The 17586-nt window shown below is 57.7% G+C and carries 18 protein-coding genes; 8 read left to right on the top strand and 10 right to left on the bottom strand.

Going from position 1 to position 17586, the window contains the following annotated elements:
- Positions 1–93 precede the first annotated feature (93 nt).
- The 6 genes from ACR0BI_RS00955 (at position 94) to ACR0BI_RS00930 (ending at position 7150) form a co-directional block, all read left to right on the top strand.
- Positions 94–2988: a formate dehydrogenase subunit alpha gene (locus ACR0BI_RS00955; protein WP_480561685.1), complete on the top strand. Its 2895-nt coding sequence runs from the start codon at positions 94–96 to the stop codon at positions 2986–2988.
- Between the two features lie 11 nt (positions 2989–2999).
- Complete coding sequence (fdh3B, locus tag ACR0BI_RS00950) at positions 3000–3593, top strand: formate dehydrogenase FDH3 subunit beta (protein WP_037307340.1); 594 nt, start codon at positions 3000–3002, stop codon at positions 3591–3593.
- Positions 3594–3666: 73 nt separating this feature from the next.
- Positions 3667–4875 carry a formate dehydrogenase subunit gamma gene (locus ACR0BI_RS00945; protein WP_170393363.1) on the top strand — a complete coding sequence of 403 codons (1209 nt, stop codon included), beginning with the start codon at positions 3667–3669 and terminating at the stop codon, positions 4873–4875.
- A complete protein-coding gene (locus ACR0BI_RS00940; RefSeq protein ID WP_170626029.1) occupies positions 4876–6138 on the top strand; it encodes a c-type cytochrome in 1263 nt (420 codons plus the stop codon). It begins immediately after the preceding gene.
- A gap of 13 nt (positions 6139–6151) precedes the next feature.
- A complete protein-coding gene (locus ACR0BI_RS00935) occupies positions 6152–6277 on the top strand; it encodes a hypothetical protein (RefSeq protein ID WP_255612119.1) in 126 nt (41 codons plus the stop codon).
- A complete protein-coding gene (locus ACR0BI_RS00930) occupies positions 6278–7150 on the top strand; it encodes a helix-turn-helix transcriptional regulator (protein WP_170635587.1) in 873 nt (290 codons plus the stop codon).
- Positions 7151–7189: 39 nt separating this feature from the next.
- Here ACR0BI_RS00930 and ACR0BI_RS00925 read toward each other — a convergent pair whose 3' ends face one another.
- From ACR0BI_RS00925 to ACR0BI_RS00880, 10 genes are all read right to left on the bottom strand, one after another.
- Positions 7190–8005 (bottom strand): ABC transporter substrate-binding protein, encoded by an 816-nt coding sequence (locus ACR0BI_RS00925; RefSeq protein WP_480561687.1) that lies wholly within the window; start codon positions 8003–8005, stop codon positions 7190–7192.
- A gap of 22 nt (positions 8006–8027) precedes the next feature.
- On the bottom strand, positions 8028–8762 hold the full coding sequence (locus ACR0BI_RS00920; protein ID WP_480561688.1) for an ATP-binding cassette domain-containing protein: 735 nt from the start codon (positions 8760–8762) through the stop codon (positions 8028–8030).
- On the bottom strand, positions 8755–9468 hold the full coding sequence (locus tag ACR0BI_RS00915) for an ABC transporter permease (protein WP_480561689.1): 714 nt from the start codon (positions 9466–9468) through the stop codon (positions 8755–8757). The genes ACR0BI_RS00920 and ACR0BI_RS00915 overlap by 8 nt, the downstream gene beginning before the upstream one ends.
- Positions 9469–9629: 161 nt before the next feature.
- Positions 9630–10619 (bottom strand): ABC transporter substrate-binding protein, encoded by a 990-nt coding sequence (locus ACR0BI_RS00910; protein WP_170393369.1) that lies wholly within the window; start codon positions 10617–10619, stop codon positions 9630–9632.
- 59 nt (positions 10620–10678) lie between these two features.
- The gene (locus ACR0BI_RS00905) at positions 10679–11524 is read right to left on the bottom strand and encodes an ABC transporter permease (protein WP_480561690.1); all 846 of its coding nucleotides are present in this window, start codon (positions 11522–11524) and stop codon (positions 10679–10681) included.
- On the bottom strand, positions 11521–12438 hold the full coding sequence (locus tag ACR0BI_RS00900) for an ABC transporter permease (protein WP_480561692.1): 918 nt from the start codon (positions 12436–12438) through the stop codon (positions 11521–11523). The genes ACR0BI_RS00905 and ACR0BI_RS00900 overlap by 4 nt, the downstream gene beginning before the upstream one ends.
- The gene (locus ACR0BI_RS00895) at positions 12435–12866 is read right to left on the bottom strand and encodes a GNAT family N-acetyltransferase (protein WP_480561693.1); all 432 of its coding nucleotides are present in this window, start codon (positions 12864–12866) and stop codon (positions 12435–12437) included. Before ACR0BI_RS00895 ends, ACR0BI_RS00900 begins: the two co-directional genes overlap by 4 nt.
- Positions 12866–13663, bottom strand: a complete 798-nt coding sequence (locus tag ACR0BI_RS00890; protein ID WP_170421163.1) for an ABC transporter ATP-binding protein — start codon at positions 13661–13663, stop codon at positions 12866–12868. The genes ACR0BI_RS00895 and ACR0BI_RS00890 overlap by 1 nt, the downstream gene beginning before the upstream one ends.
- A gap of 55 nt (positions 13664–13718) precedes the next feature.
- Complete coding sequence (gene hydA, locus ACR0BI_RS00885) at positions 13719–15173, bottom strand: dihydropyrimidinase (protein WP_170393377.1); 1455 nt, start codon at positions 15171–15173, stop codon at positions 13719–13721.
- 92 nt (positions 15174–15265) lie between these two features.
- The gene (locus tag ACR0BI_RS00880) at positions 15266–16516 is read right to left on the bottom strand and encodes a Zn-dependent hydrolase (protein WP_170563162.1); all 1251 of its coding nucleotides are present in this window, start codon (positions 16514–16516) and stop codon (positions 15266–15268) included.
- A gap of 171 nt (positions 16517–16687) precedes the next feature.
- Here ACR0BI_RS00880 and ACR0BI_RS00875 point away from each other — a divergent pair, with 171 nt between their 5' ends.
- Both ACR0BI_RS00875 and ACR0BI_RS00870 read left to right on the top strand, forming a co-directional pair.
- Positions 16688–17296, top strand: coding sequence for a TetR family transcriptional regulator C-terminal domain-containing protein (locus ACR0BI_RS00875; RefSeq protein ID WP_170393378.1), 609 nt, complete (start codon positions 16688–16690; stop codon positions 17294–17296).
- A gap of 37 nt (positions 17297–17333) precedes the next feature.
- On the top strand, positions 17334–17555 hold the full coding sequence (locus ACR0BI_RS00870) for an N-(5'-phosphoribosyl)anthranilate isomerase (protein ID WP_480561695.1): 222 nt from the start codon (positions 17334–17336) through the stop codon (positions 17553–17555).
- Positions 17556–17586: the final 31 nt, after the last annotated feature.

The following is a 17586-nucleotide window of genomic DNA, read 5'->3' as shown; positions in this document are numbered from 1 at the left end:
CATACCCGACTGACGGTTGCGATTGGCCCTGAAGTCGGTTTCGCGAAGTACCAAGCCAGCCATGGGTTACATGGCCAGCAAGGGAGGAAAGAAATGCTTAGGAAAAAGACCAACGGGGTTGCGAGACGCCCCCAGCGGACAAGTATCCTGTCCCAGGTCGGCGAGAAAACCGTCGATCGCCGCGCATTCTTGCGTGGCTCGGGCCTGACGATCGGCGGCCTTGCCGCGATCAGCGCCACGGGTGGAACCGTGACACCCGCCAGTGCCCAGACAGCGGCAAACACCGCCGTTGAGAATATCAAATCCGTATGCACTCACTGCTCGGTCGGCTGCACGGTCGTTGCCGAGGTACAGAACGGAGTCTGGATCGGGCAAGAACCCGGCTGGGACAGCCCATTCAATCTGGGTGCACACTGCGCCAAGGGGGCCTCGGTCCGCGAGCACGCCCATGGCGAGCGCCGCCTGAAATATCCGATGAAAAAGGAAGGTGGCGAGTGGAAGCGCATCAGCTGGGAAGAGGCGATCAACGAGATCGGCGATGGCATGATGAGCATCCGCGAAGAATCCGGGCCGGACAGCGTGTACTGGCTGGGGTCTGCGAAGCACAATAACGAACAGGCCTATCTGTTCCGCAAGTTCGCCGCCTATTGGGGCACGAACAACGTGGACCATCAGGCGCGTATCTGCCACTCGACCACTGTCGCGGGTGTTGCGAATACATGGGGCTACGGCGCCATGACCAATTCGTACAACGACATGCACAACAGCCGGGCCATCTTCATCATCGGTGGTAACCCGGCCGAGGCGCACCCCGTCTCGCTGCTGCATATTCTGCGTGCGAAAGAGCAGAACAATGCGCCTTTAATCGTCTGCGACCCGCGCTTTACGCGCACCGCGGCCCATGCGGATGAATATGTCCGCTTCCGCCCCGGTACCGACGTCGCTCTGATCTGGGGTATCCTGTGGCACATCTTCGACAACGGCTGGGAGGACAAAGAGTTCATCCGCACCCGTGTCTGGGGGATGGACCAAATCCGTGAAGAGGTTGCCAAGTGGAACCCGGATGAGGTTGAACGTGTCACCGGCACGCCCGGCTCGCAGCTGCGCCGCGTCGCACGGACCATGGTGAACAACCGCCCCGGTACCGTTGTATGGTGCATGGGTGGTACGCAGCACACCAACGGCAACAACAACACTCGCGCCTACTGCGTGCTTCAGCTTGCGCTTGGCAACATGGGCACCTCGGGTGGTGGCACCAACATCTTCCGCGGCCATGACAACGTGCAAGGCGCGACAGACCTTGGTGTTCTGTCCCACACCCTGCCCGGCTACTATGGCTTATCCAAAGGCGCATGGGGTCACTGGGCACGAGTCTGGGGTGAAGAGCCCGAGTGGCTTGCAGGCCAGTTCGCCACGATCAAGGATAAGGAAGGCAAGGATAAACCGCTGCAGAATGAGCGCGGCATCCCGGTCTCCCGCTGGATCGACGGTGTTCTCGAAGACCCAGCTAACATGGATCAGGACAACAATGTCCGCGCCATGGTTCTGTGGGGCCACGCGCCCAACTCGCAGACCCGGATGACGGAAATGAAGACGGCGATGGAGAAGCTGGACATGCTGGTCGTGATCGACCCGTATCCCACCGTCTCGGCCGTGCTGCATGACCGCACCGATGGCGTCTATCTGCTGCCCGCCTGTACGCAGTTCGAAACCCGTGGCTCGGTCACGGCCTCGAACCGATCGCTGCAGTGGCGGGACCGCGTGGTCGAACCTCTGTTCGAAAGCCTGCCGGACGAGGTCATCATGGCCAAGTTCGCCAACAAGTTCGGCTGGGCGGATCGGTTCTTCCGCAATATCGAGATGGAAGATGCCGAAACCCCGAATGTTGAAAGCATCACGCGTGAGTTCAACAGCGGCCTTTGGACAATTGGCTATACCGGTCAGTCGCCGGAACGTCTGAAAAGCCATATGGCCAACCAGCACACGTTCGACAGAACCACGCTGCAAGCCATTGGTGGCCCCAACGACGGCGAGTATTACGGTCTGCCCTGGCCCTGCTGGGGAACCGCTGAGATGGGTCATACGGGGACACCAAACCTCTATGACATGTCCAAACCGGTGGCCGAAGGTGGCCTGACCTTCCGCGCCCGTTTCGGAGTGGAACGTGACGGCGACAACCTGCTGGCCGAAGGGGTCTATAGCGTTGGTTCGGAAATTCAGGATGGTTATCCGGAATTCACGATGCAGATGCTGATGGACCTTGGCTGGGACGGTGATCTGACGGCTGAGGAACGTGCGGCCATCGACGCCGTTGCGGGACCAGAGACCAACTGGAAAACCGACCTTAGCGGCGGTATCCAACGGGTCGCGATTGCCCATGGCTGTGCGCCCTTCGGGAACGCAAAGGCACGCGCGGTCGTATGGACCTTCCCGGATCCGATCCCACTGCACCGCGAGCCGCTTTACACGAACCGGCGCGATCTGGTGGAGGACTATCCAACCTACGATGACCGTCAGGCCTATCGTCTACCTACCCTTTATGCGTCGATCCAAAAGAACGACTTTTCAAAGGATTACCCGATAATCCTCACGTCTGGTCGTCTGGTCGAATATGAAGGTGGCGGCGATGAGACGCGGTCGAACCCGTGGCTGGCCGAGCTGCAGCAGGACATGTTCGTCGAGATCAATCCGCGCGATGCCAATAACCTTGGTATTCGTGACGGATCGCAGGTCTGGGTCGAAGGTCCGGAAGGCGGCAAGGTCAAGGTGATGGCGATGCTGACCAACAGGGTCGGTGCCGGTGTCGCCTTCATGCCCTTCCACTTTGGCGGCCATTTCCAGGGCGAAGACCAGCGGCACAAGTATCCTGCTGGTGCAGACCCCTATGTGCTGGGTGAAAGTACCAACACCGCCCAGACCTATGGCTATGATTCAGTGACCCAGATGCAAGAGACCAAAGCGACTCTCTGCAAAATCTGGTCAGCGTAAGGAGGACGATAATGGCTAGAGCAAAGTTTCTCTGCGACGCTGAACGCTGCATCGAGTGTAATGCCTGCGTAACCGCGTGTAAGAACGAGCACGAGGTGCCGTGGGGCATCAACCGCCGCAGGGTGGTGACGATCAATGACGGCAATCCGGGTGAACGCTCGATCTCGGTGGCCTGTATGCATTGTTCGGATGCGCCCTGCATGGCGGTGTGCCCGGTCGACTGCTTCTATCAGAACGAAGAAGGGGTCGTCCTGCACTCCAAGGACCTGTGCATTGGCTGCGGCTATTGCTTCTATGCGTGCCCCTTCGGCGCGCCGCAATACCCGCAGGCGGGCAACTTCGGATCGCGAGGCAAGATGGACAAATGTACCTTCTGTGCTGGCGGCCCCGAGGAAACGCACTCGACCGCAGAGTTCGCCAAATACGGACGCAACCGGATCGCAGAGGGCAAATTGCCCATCTGCGCCGAGATGTGTTCTACCAAGGCCCTGCTCGCCGGCGATGGCGACGTGGTCTCGGCTATTTACCGTGAGCGTGTCGTCGCGCGCGGATTTGGTTCGGGCGCTTGGGGTTGGGGCACGGCCTACGATCAGAAAGACGGCTGACCCCGTCTACTAAAGCAAAACGGATGACCCGCAGATGTGGGTCATCCTGCATTGGATTTTTATTGAGGTTCCGATGTTGCGCTTATTCATCGCTTTCCTGCTTTCGCTAACGCTGACCCAAGTTGCGGGCGCTCAAACCAGTGAGGGGGCCGCCCCTGCGGATCCGACCGACCGGTCTACAACCGGCGGCGCGACCACGCTTGAGGACATTCTGGCCCGCCAGCGAGGCGAGAAGGTCGACAACAGCTACAGATCTGAAAACACCGGTCAGGGCAATGTTGAAGGCCTGCTGGGACAGTTCGGCACCCGCGGTGTTGCCTCTGACAGTGACGTCTACCGCGCGCTGCGTTACGGATCTGCGGACGTCACCGTTTCTTCCCAGGGACCTGCGGACAGCGTGCTGATTCAAGACGGCGGCATGTGGTGGTTGAACTTCCGAACTGGCCCGTTGCGTGATTATGGAACCTACATTCTGGGCGGAATGCTTGCGATCATTGTGCTTTTCTTTCTGATCCGAGGAAAAATCCGCATCGACGGAGAAAAAACCGGCCGCACGGTCCTTCGTTTCAACAGTTTCGAACGTTTCGGTCACTGGCTCTTTGCCGGGTCGTTCCTTGTGCTCGGCATCACAGGCCTGCTGACCCTTTATGGCCGCGATTTCTTGATCCCGGTCTTTGGCAAAGAAGGGTTCGCCACTATCGCGCAAGGGTGCAAGTGGCTTCACAACAACCTCGCATGGGCCTTCATGCTGGGACTGATAATCATCACCATAAATTGGATTGCCCATAACATCCCCAACAAGACCGACCTGAAATGGTTGGCCGCCGGAGGGGGCTTGTTCACCAAAGACAGCCACCCACCAGCCAAGAAATTCAATGCGGGTCAAAAGATAATCTTCTGGGCTTGCATTCTACTGGGTGTCTCTATCAGCCTGTCAGGCCTGTCGCTGCTATTCCCGTTCGAGCTGCCGATGTTCGCCAAAACCTTCTCAATCGCCAATTCGACAGGTATTCCGCAGGCGTTGGGTCTGAACCTGCCAGTGCAGATGTCACCGCAGGAAGAGATGCAATATGCCCAAGTTTGGCATGTCATGGTCGCCTACGTGTTCATCGCCATCATCATCGCCCATATCTACCTTGGCTCGGTGGGCATGGAGGGTGCGTTTGACGCCATGGGCACCGGTGAAGTCGAAGAACAATGGGCACGCGAGCACCACTCGCTGTGGCTGGAAGAGGTGCAAGAAAAAGAGGCCGGCAAGGCAGCGGCCTCACCTGCAGAATAGATGCGCTGGCTCGCTCTTGCGCTTGTTTTGACCCCCCTGCCCGCCTGGTCCGAGTTTTTCACGCTCAAAGGCCATGGCGGGCCGATCATGGGGATCGCTTCGGCGCCGGATGGGCGTATCGCAACGGCCAGTTTCGACAATTCGGTCGGTCTCTGGACCGGACAGACACCGGAATGGCTGGAGGGGCACGAAGCGGCAGTGAACTCGGTCGTTTTCAATGGCACTGCAATCTATTCTGCCGGGGATGACTTCACCCTCCGCCGCTGGCCCGGCGGCGATGTAGTCGGGCAGCACAAAGGCAAGATTATCGGCATTGCAGCGTCGAAAACTCATATCGCGACGGCCAGCTGGGATGGCACCATCGGCCTGTGGCCGGTGGACGGGTCCGAGCCGACCCTGCTTGGGCCAATCGGCAGCGGGGTGAATGCAGTTGTTTTTACGCCGGACGGAAAGCAGCTTTATTCGGCAGGTGTCGACGGAGCGTTGCGTATCTGGGATGTCGCCAGCGGTCAGGAAACAAATCGCCTGATCGAGCATGGTTTTGGCATCAATGAATTGGTCCTGAACGCACAAGACAACTGGATCGCCTACGGTACCGTCGATGGAGTGACACGCATCCTGAGCCTCACCACCGAAGAAGAACATGACTTTACGTTGGATCGGCGCCCGATCCTCGCCATGGCATTGAGCCCCGATCGCAAGCTGTTGGCTGTCGGTGATGGTGAGGGCTTTATAATGGTCATCGACACGGCTGAATGGCGCATTGCACAAGATTTCCGCGCCACCCTGCGCGGTCCGGTTTGGGCGCTCGCTTTTTCTGCCGATGGTCAAAACCTTCACGCAGGCGGCATTGATGAGGCAATGTACAGCTGGCCCGTTTCAGCATTGGGCGATCGCGAACAGATGGCCGCTGCCGAACCCAGCTTTCTGAAAGACCCAAGCGAGATGGGCAACGGAGAACGGCAATTTGCGCGCAAATGTTCGATCTGTCACAGCCTGACGCCGGATGGGGGTCGACGTGCAGGCCCTACCTTGCACGACATCTTTGGGCGGAAAGCGGGCACATTGCCCGGTTATTTGTACTCGGATACGCTGCAAGACTCTGATATTATTTGGAATGAAGAGACAATAAATGCTCTTTTCGACGAAGGCCCGGACCATTACATTCCGGGGTCAAAGATGCCAATGCAGCGGATCACGCAAGCACAGGACCGGTTAGATCTGGTCGCGTTTCTGCGCAGCGCCACCGCACCGCAGGATTGAGCCGGAGGAGAACATGAAAGCCTTTCTGACCGCCGTCGCAGCGATGGTCGTGATCACTGTCGCCGCTCCTTACACGCTGGATCAATTCGGTTTCAGCGCCGCCGACAAGACGTCCGGTTCGGCTGTACGCCTCGACTGAATGCCGCAATACCTGACCACCCGCGAATTGGCGGATCTGCTGCGCATTGGTGAGCGGAAGGCCTATGATCTGGCATCCTCGGGCGAGATCCCCTGTGTACGCGCCATGGGCAAGCTGTTGTTCCCAAAAGCCGAGATCATAGCGTGGCTCAACGCCTCACGCTCTGGCCCCGATGTCGTCGAACCACCCCTGCCGCCGATCGTGGCAGGTAGCCACGATCCCCTGCTGGACTGGGCTTTGCGGGAAAGCGGCTCTGGGCTTGCGACTTACTATGATGGGTCTTTCGACGGGCTGAATCGTCTCGCGGAGCGCAGCGCACAGGCGGCGGCCTTGCATATCCACGAACCGGAAGGCTTCAACACTCAGACCCTGCGCGACACGATGGGCGAAGCACCTGTGATCCTCTACCAGATTGCCAACCGGCAGCGCGGCCTGTTGCTGGCACCCGGCACCTCGGACATCTCGGGGTTTCAGGATCTGAAAGGCAGACGGATCATTTTGCGGCAAGACAGCGCCGCCAGCCAGCGTCTGTTCGATGCACTGCTCAGCGCCCACGGTTTGGGTCGTGATGATCTGAACACCCTGCCTGTTTGTGCCCGCACCGAAGAAGAGCTGGCCACCGCCCTGCGTGACGGCAAGGCAGAGGTTGGTTTTGGCCTCGGTGCATTGGCGCGCCCGTACGGGCTGAGTTTCGTGCCCACCCATTCCGAGCGTCTGGACCTTGCAATCTGGCGCCGCGCCTTCTTCGAGGCCCCCATGCAGACGCTGACCCAGTTTTTGAAATCCGAGCGTTTTATCGAACGCGCTGATGAAATAGGCGGCTATGACCTCGCAAATCTGGGTCGGATCCACCACAACGGCGCCAGTGGTTGATCTGTTGTCTATTCGCGGTTGCGCTAACCCAAGTCGAACTTACTGTGCGTTTGGAAAAAACAACTGCTCACCATCCAGCGTGTAAGACGCAATCGCCGCCTGTCCATCAGGGCCGATAAGCCAATCGATAAACCTTTGCCCGGCAGCGGCGCGAACGCCGGAGTGCTTTTCAGGGTTCACGAGGATTACACCATATTGGTTAAACAGGCGCGGATCGCCCTCGACCAAGACCTCCAGATTGCCCCGGTTTCCGAAAGACAACCAAGTCGCCCGGTCGGTCAGAGCATACGCGTCCATGCCGCTGGCCACGTTCAGCGTTGCCCCCATCCCCGATCCGGTCTCGCGATACCAAGTCCCCGAGGCCTCCGTCGGGTCAACGCCGGTCGCCTCCCAATAGCGCATCTCGGCTTTGTGAGTGCCGCTATCATCACCGCGCGAGGCAAACGGCAGTTTCGCTTCGGCCAAAGCGGTCAAAGCGGTTACAATGTCGTTGCCCCCGGCAATTCCGGCCGGATCAGATTTTGGGCCAACCAATACAAAATCATTGTACATGACATCGAACCGTTCGACACCCCAACCGTCCGCTACAAACTGCTCTTCAGCGGGCTTGGAGTGAACCAGAAGAACATCGCCATCGCCGTTGATTGCGTTCCGGATCGCCTGACCGGTCCCGACGGCCACAACCCGTACATCGATACCGGTTTCGGCCTCGAACCCCGGCAGGATATAGTCCAGCAGACCCGAATTCTGCGTCGAGGTCGTTGATTGCACAACGATAAAGGGTTCTTCGGCCAAACCTGTGCCTGCGGTCAGCCCAAGTGCGACAATTGATGCCCGAACGAAATCAGGGATCATTCGAAGTCTCCATCTCTGTTCATCAGGTTACCAGACCGCCAGCCAGATACCGGCGCGACTCGTTGCTTTTGGGGGCTTCCAGAACCTGCTGCGCCCTTCCGTGTTCCACCACACGCCCTGCCTGCATCATCACGATGTCAGATGCCAGGCGCCGCGCCTGCCCGATGTCATGCGTCACCATCACGATGCGCACACCCCGGGCCGAGGCACGCAGGACCATCCGCTCGATCATCTGCATGGCGCTTGGATCCAATGCGCTGGTGGGTTCGTCCAGAAACAAGGTCCTGGGGTCTAAGGCCAGCGCGCGCAGGATCGCCAACCTTTGCGCCTCGCCACCAGACAGCGAACGCGCGGATTGACGTGCCTTGCCATCCAGTCCACCTTCGGCCAGCAAAGCTTCGATACGATGCCTGCGCAAGGCACGGGGCATCGATTTCCGCTTTAGCACAAAGTCCAGATTGGCCGCGACCGAGCGGCGCAGCAGCACGGGGCTTTGAAACACCATCGCCTGCCGCGCTTTGTGGGCTGCATTCAACACAACACCGTCCTGACAGACACGCCCGCTGTCGGGTTGAATCAGACCATGCAGACAACGCAGCAACAGACTTTTGCCAGCGCCGTTTGGACCCAAGATCATGGTCGGACCCGGGCCATCCAGGCACAAATGCGGGACATCGAGCAGCACCTTGCCTTCGCGTGCAATGTGCAACCCTTGGACCTCTAACATACCCGGCGCCTCGGTCACGACATCACGCATGGCGCAGCCCTTCCCGCTCGGCCCGCAGGGTCAACGCGCTGACCATCGCGTTTACCGCCACGGCCAAACCGATCAGGATCACACCCAAGGCCAGCGCCAGCGCCAAATTCCCCTTCGAAGTCTCAAGCGCAATCGTGGTCGTCATCACACGCGTCACGTGATTGATATTGCCGCCGACGATGATCACTGCGCCTACCTCGGCGATTGCCCGGCCAAACCCGGCCAGTAATGCGGTGACCAGAGCCAGACGCGCGTCCCACAACAGCACCGAGATCGAAGCCAACCGCGATACGCCGAGCGAGCGGAGCTGTTCAGAATACTCTTCGGCCAGCATCTCGACCACCTGCCGGGTAAGTGCGGCCATGATCGGCGTCACCAGCACCACCTGCGCTATGATCATTGCGGTGGGGGTGTAGAGAAGTTCCAGCACCCCCAAAGGACCGGATCGGGACAACATCAGGTAGACCAGCAAACCGACGACGACTGGTGGGAACCCCATCAGAGCGTTCACAAGGATAATCAGCGCCCGCCGTCCCGGAAACCGCGCGACGGCCAAAGCTGCCCCAATAGGCATCCCGATGACCGCCGAAATCAGAACAGCAAAGATCGAAACACGCAGCGACAACAACACAATTGCCCACAGCTCTGCATCCCCTTCGAGGATCAGCGAGAGCGCTTGGGTGAATTCTGATGCAAATCCCTGCATATCCTACCATTCATGCCGTATGCTGTGACAAAATGCTATAAATTACAGGGAAATACTAAAGGTTCTGTCCAGCAAGTACAGGCACAAATTCGACATTCAAAACTAAGAACGCGGCCCCGTCAGGGCCGCGTTTGATTGGCACGTCTTTTGCTGTAGCTGGCTCAGTTCAGCGCAGCGTCGGTGATCTGATGTGTCCATGCTCCTTCAGGCTTTTTGGTGATAACCGGATCAGATCCGCCCGCCAGCAGGGTATCAACCGTGCGGTCGAAATCGGCTGGATCCAGCGCCCCGTTCGACCCTGCGGTCAGCTTGGCAATCTCGCCCATCATGCGCTTTTGATGCTCCTCGGTCTGGGCACCGGTCGCATCGTTTTCGAGAACGATCTCAGCAGCTTCATCCGGGTTCTCTTCGGCGTATTTCCAACCCTTCATCGAGGCACGGACAAACCGTTCCATCTTGTCGGTGAAGGCCGCATCGCTCAAATTTTCTTCAAGCACATATAGACCATCCTCAAGCGTGGCGACGCCCTGATCTTCGTATTTGAAGGTTACCAGTTCTTCGGGCGTGACACCGGCATCAATGACCTGCCAATACTCATTGTAGGTCATGGTGCTAATGCAATCGGCCTGACGCTGCAGCAGCGGGTCGACGTTAAAGCCTTGTTTCAGCACTTCGACACCGCTGTCGCTTTTGCCATCGGTACCGATTCCCAGCTGACTCATCCAGCTCATGAACGGGAATTCGTTGCCGAAGAACCAGACTCCCAGCGTGCGATTTTTGAGATCTTCGGGCGAGGCAATCCCCGCATCTTTCCAGCAGGTCAGCATCATGCCCGAGCTCTTGAAAGGCTGCGCGATGTTCACCAGAGGCAGACCCTTTTCGCGCGCAGCAAGTGCAGCCGGCATCCATTCCACCGTAACGTCTGCTCCACCACCTGCGATCACCTGTGTGGGCGCAATATCAGGACCACCGGGCAGAATGGTGACGTCCAGCCCCTCTTCTTCGTAGAACCCTTTATCTTTTGCCACATAATAGCCCGCAAACTGCGCTTGCGTGACCCACTTCAATTGCAGTGTCACCTCATCCGCAGCAAGTGTCGCACTGGCTGCCAGGCTAAAGGCCGCAACCGCCCCACTGAGTAGCTTCTTCATCTTAATATCTCCTAGTTGCTTATGTTTGCCCCGTTTATGGGGTCTGTTGAGTTATTCCTTTATCCTCGCTGCGACGGATGCCAGAAGGTCACCGCCTTTTCGATCATCGCCACTACGCCATAGAAGGCCGTCCCCGCCAGCGCGGCCACCACAATCTCGGCCCACACCATATCCAGCGACAATTGCCCGACGCTGGTCGATATCCGAAAGCCCATGCCCAATGTGGGGGAGCCAAAGAACTCAGCCACGATAGCGCCGATCAGCGCCAGAGTGGTAGAAATCTTTAGCCCGTTGAAAATAAATGGCATAGCGGCGGGGAGGCGAAGTTTCAGGAAGCTCTGCCAATAGGTGGCGGCATAGGTCTCCATCAGATCGCGCTGCATCGTTGTGGCTTCGCGCAGCCCTGCCACCGTGTTCACCAGCATCGGGAAGAACACCATCACTACGACGACCGCCGCCTTGGAATGCCAGTCGAACCCGAACCACATCACTAGAATGGGTGCGGTGCCCACGATCGGCAGCGCTGCAACGAAGTTGCCGACGGGAAGAAGCCCGAGGCGCAGGAAATCCCATCTATCCACGGCAATTGCCATGAGAAAGGCCGAACCGCAGCCGATGATGTAGCCGCTGAGTGCTCCCTTGATGATCGTTTGAACAAAGTCAGCCCAAAGTGTCGGCAAACTGTCCCAGAAACGGTCCCAGATGACCGATGGTGCGGGCAGGATGACCAAGGGCACTTCTAGTCCACGCACCACCAGTTCCCAGATGCCAATCACGGTCAGACCGAAGATCAGGGGCGCAAGAAACCGCACCATCCGTGTGTCAGAATAGGGTCCGCTGGCCAGACTGCTGTTCAACCACCAGCCCAATAACCAGACTGCGATTGCACCAAGAATAGGTATCATTGTGCCATCCCCATTCGTTTCAGGACAGTCCGCTCGATCAGCCCCAGCAACCCGACGAGACAGGCGGCGAGAATGGCCGCAGCGAACAGCGCCGACCAGATCTGTACCGTCTGGCCATAGTAGCTACCGGCCAGCAGCCGTGCACCCAACCCGGCAACAGCCCCGGTCGGCAGTTCTCCAACAATGGCCCCGACCAGCGAAGCAGCGACGCCAATTTTCAGCGATGTGAAGAGATAGGGCATCGAGGCCGGCAGGCGCAGTTTCCAAAACCCCTGCGAACGGCTGGCATTGTAGGTTCGCAGCAAATCCAACTGCATAGCATCCGGGCTGCGCAGCCCTTTTACCATGCCTACGACGACGGGGAAGAAACTCAGATACGCCGAAATGATCGCCTTCGGAATGATCCCCTGAACCCCAACAGAATACAGAACAACGATGATCATCGGAGCCAGCGCAATGATAGGAATGGTCTGGCTAACGATCGCCCAGGGCATCACCGACAGATCCATCACCCGACTGTGCACGATCCCGACCGCCAGTAGGATGCCCAACCCGGTTCCGATAGCAAAACCCAGCATCGTGGCGCTCAGCGTGACCCAGCCATGATAAATCAGAGAGCGTTTCGAGGTGATTTTTTTCTCAATCGTGGTTTCCCACAACTCAATCCCAACTTGATGGGGTGCAGGCAGACGGGGGCGGTCCTGCTCCCATGTGGCTGGGATTGCAAACGCGTTGTTCAAGGCCAGACCGATCTCACCCATGTCCCGGCGATCCTTGGCTGAAGGTGGCTGGACTTCAGCACCCACGCGCTCCTGTTCAGTCAGAACCCCTTTGATATTCATAGGAATACAGGCCGCGTACCAGACAACGACAATGGCGGCGATCACGGTGAGGACTGCAATGATCTGCTTCATGCGTGCCACTCCATCCGAATGACAGGCACCGTGTCAGGTGGCACCGGAGGCTCTCTTCCCGTCTCAACAAAGCCCTCGCGCCGATAAAACCGTTGCGCGTCGACATTTGGCAAATGTGTGGTCAGCCAAAGATGGTCGCGCCCCTCCTTCGCCTTATCCAGCAATTGCTTGCCGATGCCCTGCCCAGTGCGCAAACAATACAGCGCACCAACCTTATGTTCGACCGGATCGACAGACATATAGCAATCAATCGGATCACCTGCGATCCAGATGTCCCTGTTCGGAAACGCCTCAAGGATCAGATCCGCCAGCTTTTCTTCTGGCAATTCCTCGGGTATCCAATCGGTCTGCGCGGCCCAGGTCGCGATGATGCGCGCGCAATCCCCCACATCTTCGCGGGATGCCCGTCTGATGCCTTTATCCGCCATCACACATCATCCCCATGACCCGCTCGCAATCCTTCTCGCACGCGGTGGGCGACTTCGATAAACTCGGGCGTGTCACGGATATCCAGAGGCCGCTCTTTCGGCAGAGGGCTATCGATCACATCCGTGATCCGGCCAGGCCGAGGGCTCATTACCACGATCTTGGTGCTGAGATACACCGCTTCGGGGATCGAATGTGTTACGAAACCGATGGTCTTCTCGGTGCGCGCCCATAATGCCAGAAGCTGTTCGTTCAGATGGTCGCGCACAATCTCATCCAGCGCACCGAACGGTTCGTCCATCAGCAGAATATCCGCATCAAATGCCAAGGCCCGCGCAATACTGGCCCGCTGTTGCATCCCGCCCGAGAGCTGCCAGGGGAACTTACCGCCAAATCCATCAAGATCAACAAGTTCCAGAACCTTTCTAACGCGTTCCTCCTGCTCGGCGGAGGAATAGCCCATGATCTCAAGCGGCAGCTTGATGTTCTTTGCAATGGTCCGCCACGGGTAGAGCCCGGCCGCCTGAAACACATACCCATAAGCGCGCTTTCGCCGTGCTTCGTCAGGCGTCATGCCATTCACGGTCAGGGTCCCGCCGGTCGGTGTTTCCAGCGCTGCGATACAGCGCAGGAACGTCGTCTTGCCGCAGCCCGAGGGGCCGATAAAACTAACGAACTCCCCCTTGCCAATCGACAAGTTCACATCTTTCAGCGCATGAATAGGCCCATCATTCGTCTGAAATGTAAGATCCAGCTGCCTTGCCTCAATAACGGGCTGAGTAGTATTTTCTGTATTCATTCCATTGCCTTGAAGAAGCTCAGACCCGAGTCGCCAGAAAGGCGACCCAAGGGGTTTATACTCCCGTTGCCGGTATACCTGTCCGCTCAACAGGCCGGGGCGCTGTCAACTCTTTCCAGGTGCTCAGCGCCTTGTTCACATGGGTATTGGCCTCACGTGCCACGAACTTACCGTGCCCTTCCTGAGTCTGAATCTCGCCATCATGTACAGCCACCGCACCGCGGGTCAGCGTGAACCGAGGCAGCCCTCGCACCTCCTTGCCCTCGAAGACGTTGTAGTCGATCGACGACTGCTGCGTATCAGCCGAGATCACCTTGGCCTTATCCGGATCCCAAACCACCAGATCAGCATCCGCTCCCACGAGAACCGCACCTTTTTTCGGATAACAATTCAATATCTTGGCGATGTTAGTTGAAGTAACAGCCACGAACTCATTCGGCGTCAATCGCCCGGTATTCACCCCATGCGTCCAAAGCATCGGCATCCGATCCTCCAGCCCTCCGGTCCCGTTCGGGATTTTGGTGAAATCACCCACGCCATATCGTTTCTGCTCGGTCGTAAAGGCGCAATGGTCCGTGGCCACGACGCTCAGAGTTCCCGATTGCAAACCGTTCCACAAGCTGTCCTGATGCTGCTTATTCCGGAACGGAGGGCTCATGACTCGCCGTGCCGCATGCTCCCAATCGTGATGGAAATACTCGCTTTCATCCAATGTTAGGTGTTGGATCAAAGGCTCGCCCCAAACCCGTTTGCCCTGCATCTTGGCGCGTCGAATAGCCTCATGCGCCTCCTCACAGGAAGTATGCACCACATAGAGCGGTACGCCCGCCATATCCGCGATCATGATCGCGCGGTTGGTTGCCTCACCTTCCACCTGTGGCGGGCGGGAATAGGCATGCGCCTCTGGCCCGGTATTACCTTCTGCCAATAGCTTCGCACTCAGTTCTGCAACCACATCGCCATTCTCGGCATGAACCATCGCGGTGCCACCCAACTCGGCCAGACGCTTGAACGAAGCAAACAGCTCATCGTCGTTCACCATCAGCGCGCCTTTATAGGCCATGAAATGCTTGAACGTATTGATGCCACGCGTCTCGATGACGGTTTTGATGTCGTCAAACACCTGCTCGCCCCACCAGGTCACCGCCATATGGAACGAATAATCACAGTTCGCGCGCGTAGACTTGTTGTCCCAACGCTTCAGGGCGTCCAACAGGCTTTCGCCCGGATTAGGCAACGCGAAATCCACAACCATCGTGGTCCCGCCTGCCAGCGCTGCGCGTGTTCCGCTTTCGAAATCATCGCTGGAATAGGTTCCCATAAACGGCATTTCCAGATGCGTGTGCGGGTCGATCCCTCCGGGCATGACATAACAGCCCGATGCATCAAGTTCCTTATCACCTCGCAGGTCCGGCCCAATCTCAGTAATCACACCACCTTCGACCTTTACATCCGCCTTATAGGTCAGATCAGCGGTCACAACGGTTCCGTTCTTGATTACAGTGCTCATGTTAAACTCCCTGATGCGGTCTGCGCCGCTTGCTTCATCTGGCTAAAAATACCCCGGGGGAGCCGCCCATCGGGCGACGGGGGCAGAGCCCCCTATTCCACGATCCCAGCCGTCTCGACGACCGCATGCAGTAGAACATCCGCCCCGGCTGCAGCCCAATCCTTGCTGATCTCCTCAGCTTCATTATGGCTCAACCCATCAACGCATGGGCACATCACCATCGCCGTTGGCGCTACCCGGTTGATCCAGCAGGCATCATGCCCGGCGCCCGAGATGATATCCGTATGCGAATACCCCAACCGCTCAGCCGCATCGCGCACCGCCGCCACGCAACCTTCATCAAACTTCACCGGATCGAAACCGCCCACTTTCTCGAATTCGATCTGCAGCCCCATCTCTTCGACGATATCTTCAGCTGCGACTCGCAGACGGTTCTCCATATCAGTGATCACGTCCAACTCGGGCGAGCGAAAATCGACCGTGAACACTGCCTTTCCAGGGATCACATTGCGTGAGTTCGGATAGACATCGATATGCCCCGCCGCACCCACGGCATGAGGTGCATGCGACCATGCAATCTCGTCCACTTTCTCAAGAATACGCGCCATCGCCAGCCCGGCATTCTTGCGCATCGGCATCGGTGTAGACCCAGTATGCGCATCCTTGCCGGTCACGGTAACCTGGGTCCAGCTCAAACCCTGACCATGGGTTACAACGCCAATATCCTTACCCTCAGCTTCCAGAATCGGGCCCTGTTCAATGTGCAACTCAAAGAAAGCGTGCATCTTGCGCGCGCCAACCTCTTCATCGCCGCGCCAACCGATGCGGTTCAGTTCATCCCCGAACTTCTTTCCTTCGGCATCCTCACGTGCATAAGCCCAGTCCTGAGTGTGCATTCCGGCAAACACCCCCGAAGACAACATCGCCGGGGCATATCGCGTTCCTTCTTCGTTGGTCCAATTGGTGGCCACAATAGGGTGCTTGGTCTTGATGCCCAGGTCATTCAGCGTGCGAATGATCTCCAGCCCACCAAGCACGCCAAGAACGCCATCATACTTGCCACCTGTGGGCTGCGTATCCAAATGCGACCCTACATAAACCGGCAGTGCCTCGGGGTCCGCTCCCTCTCGTCGGGCAAACATGTTGCCCATCTGGTCCAACCCCATCGAGCAACCGGCATCCTCGCACCATTTCTGAAACAACGCGCGCCCTTCGGCATCCTCGTCCGTTAGCGTCTGACGGTTGTTCCCACCCGCGACGCCCGGGCCGATCTTGGCCATCTCCATCAGGCTGTCCCATAACCTGTCGCCATTGATCCTGAGATTCTGCGCCGGAGCTGCCATCTTGTTCTTCCCTGTTGCTTGCGATTTGGCTCGCTTTTGGTGTCTTGATTTGACCATCTGGTCAAACTCACGCTATCACGGGTTCGACATCAGTCAAGAAATTGCAGTGGCCTGCCGGAATTTTCGACATAATTGACGCCCAACTGGCCGAAAAAAGGACAACAGGTGAACATGCCCAAAGACCGCGCCCCAACCCGGATTCAGCAAAAGAACCGAGCAGCGATTCTCGAGGCGGCCCTGAATGTGTTCTCAGCCCACGGTTTTCGCGGCGCAACCGTCGACCAAATTGCAGCTGAGGCGGGGCTGAGCAAGCCCAACCTGCTCTATTATTTTCCATCGAAAGAAGCGATCCATACAGCCCTGTTGTCGGGTCTGCTTGAAGTCTGGCTCGCTCCCCTGCACGCGTTGAATGAAGATGGCGACCCACTGGAAGAAATACTATCTTATATCCAACGCAAGCTTGAGATGAGCCGCGATCTGCCGCGCGAGAGCCGCCTCTTTGCCAATGAGCTTGTTCAGGGCGCGCCGCGCATTCATGAAGCTTTGTCCAGCGATCTCAAAAAACTGGTCGATGAAAAAACCACGATTCTGACAAGCTGGATGGCTCAGGGCAAAATTGCACGAGTCCATCCCTATCATCTGATTTTCTCGATCTGGGCACTGACACAGCATTATGCGGATTTCGATGTTCAAGTCCGGGCAATTCTTGGGGAAGAAGACCCATTCGAAGGCGCAGTTCCGTTCGTGGAAACGCTCTATCGAAAACTGCTTACACCTTAAGAGACACTTAACCCTATTGAGAAAAGCTCGGAGCATGATGACGTATCGCTCAGATCCCGAGCTTTGGATCACCCAGCTTTTCTCGTCCCGATCTGCTCGAACGGGAGTTGTTGTACGACGCTCAGTTGCTTGGGTCGAACGCGAGGTTGGTCACGCGGCTTTTCAGGCAGAAATGAAACGGCGCGGATACCATTTGATCCGCACCGCCAATCAATATGTCATCATCTGCCACAACAGACCCATCGACATTCTGTTCTGAGAAAACTCGCTGAATTTTCTACGCCAAGATT

This window comes from Ruegeria sp. E5, assembly GCF_056534105.1.
Note: the sequence above shows the minus strand (reverse complement) of the source record. Positions and strands in the feature narration are given on the sequence as shown.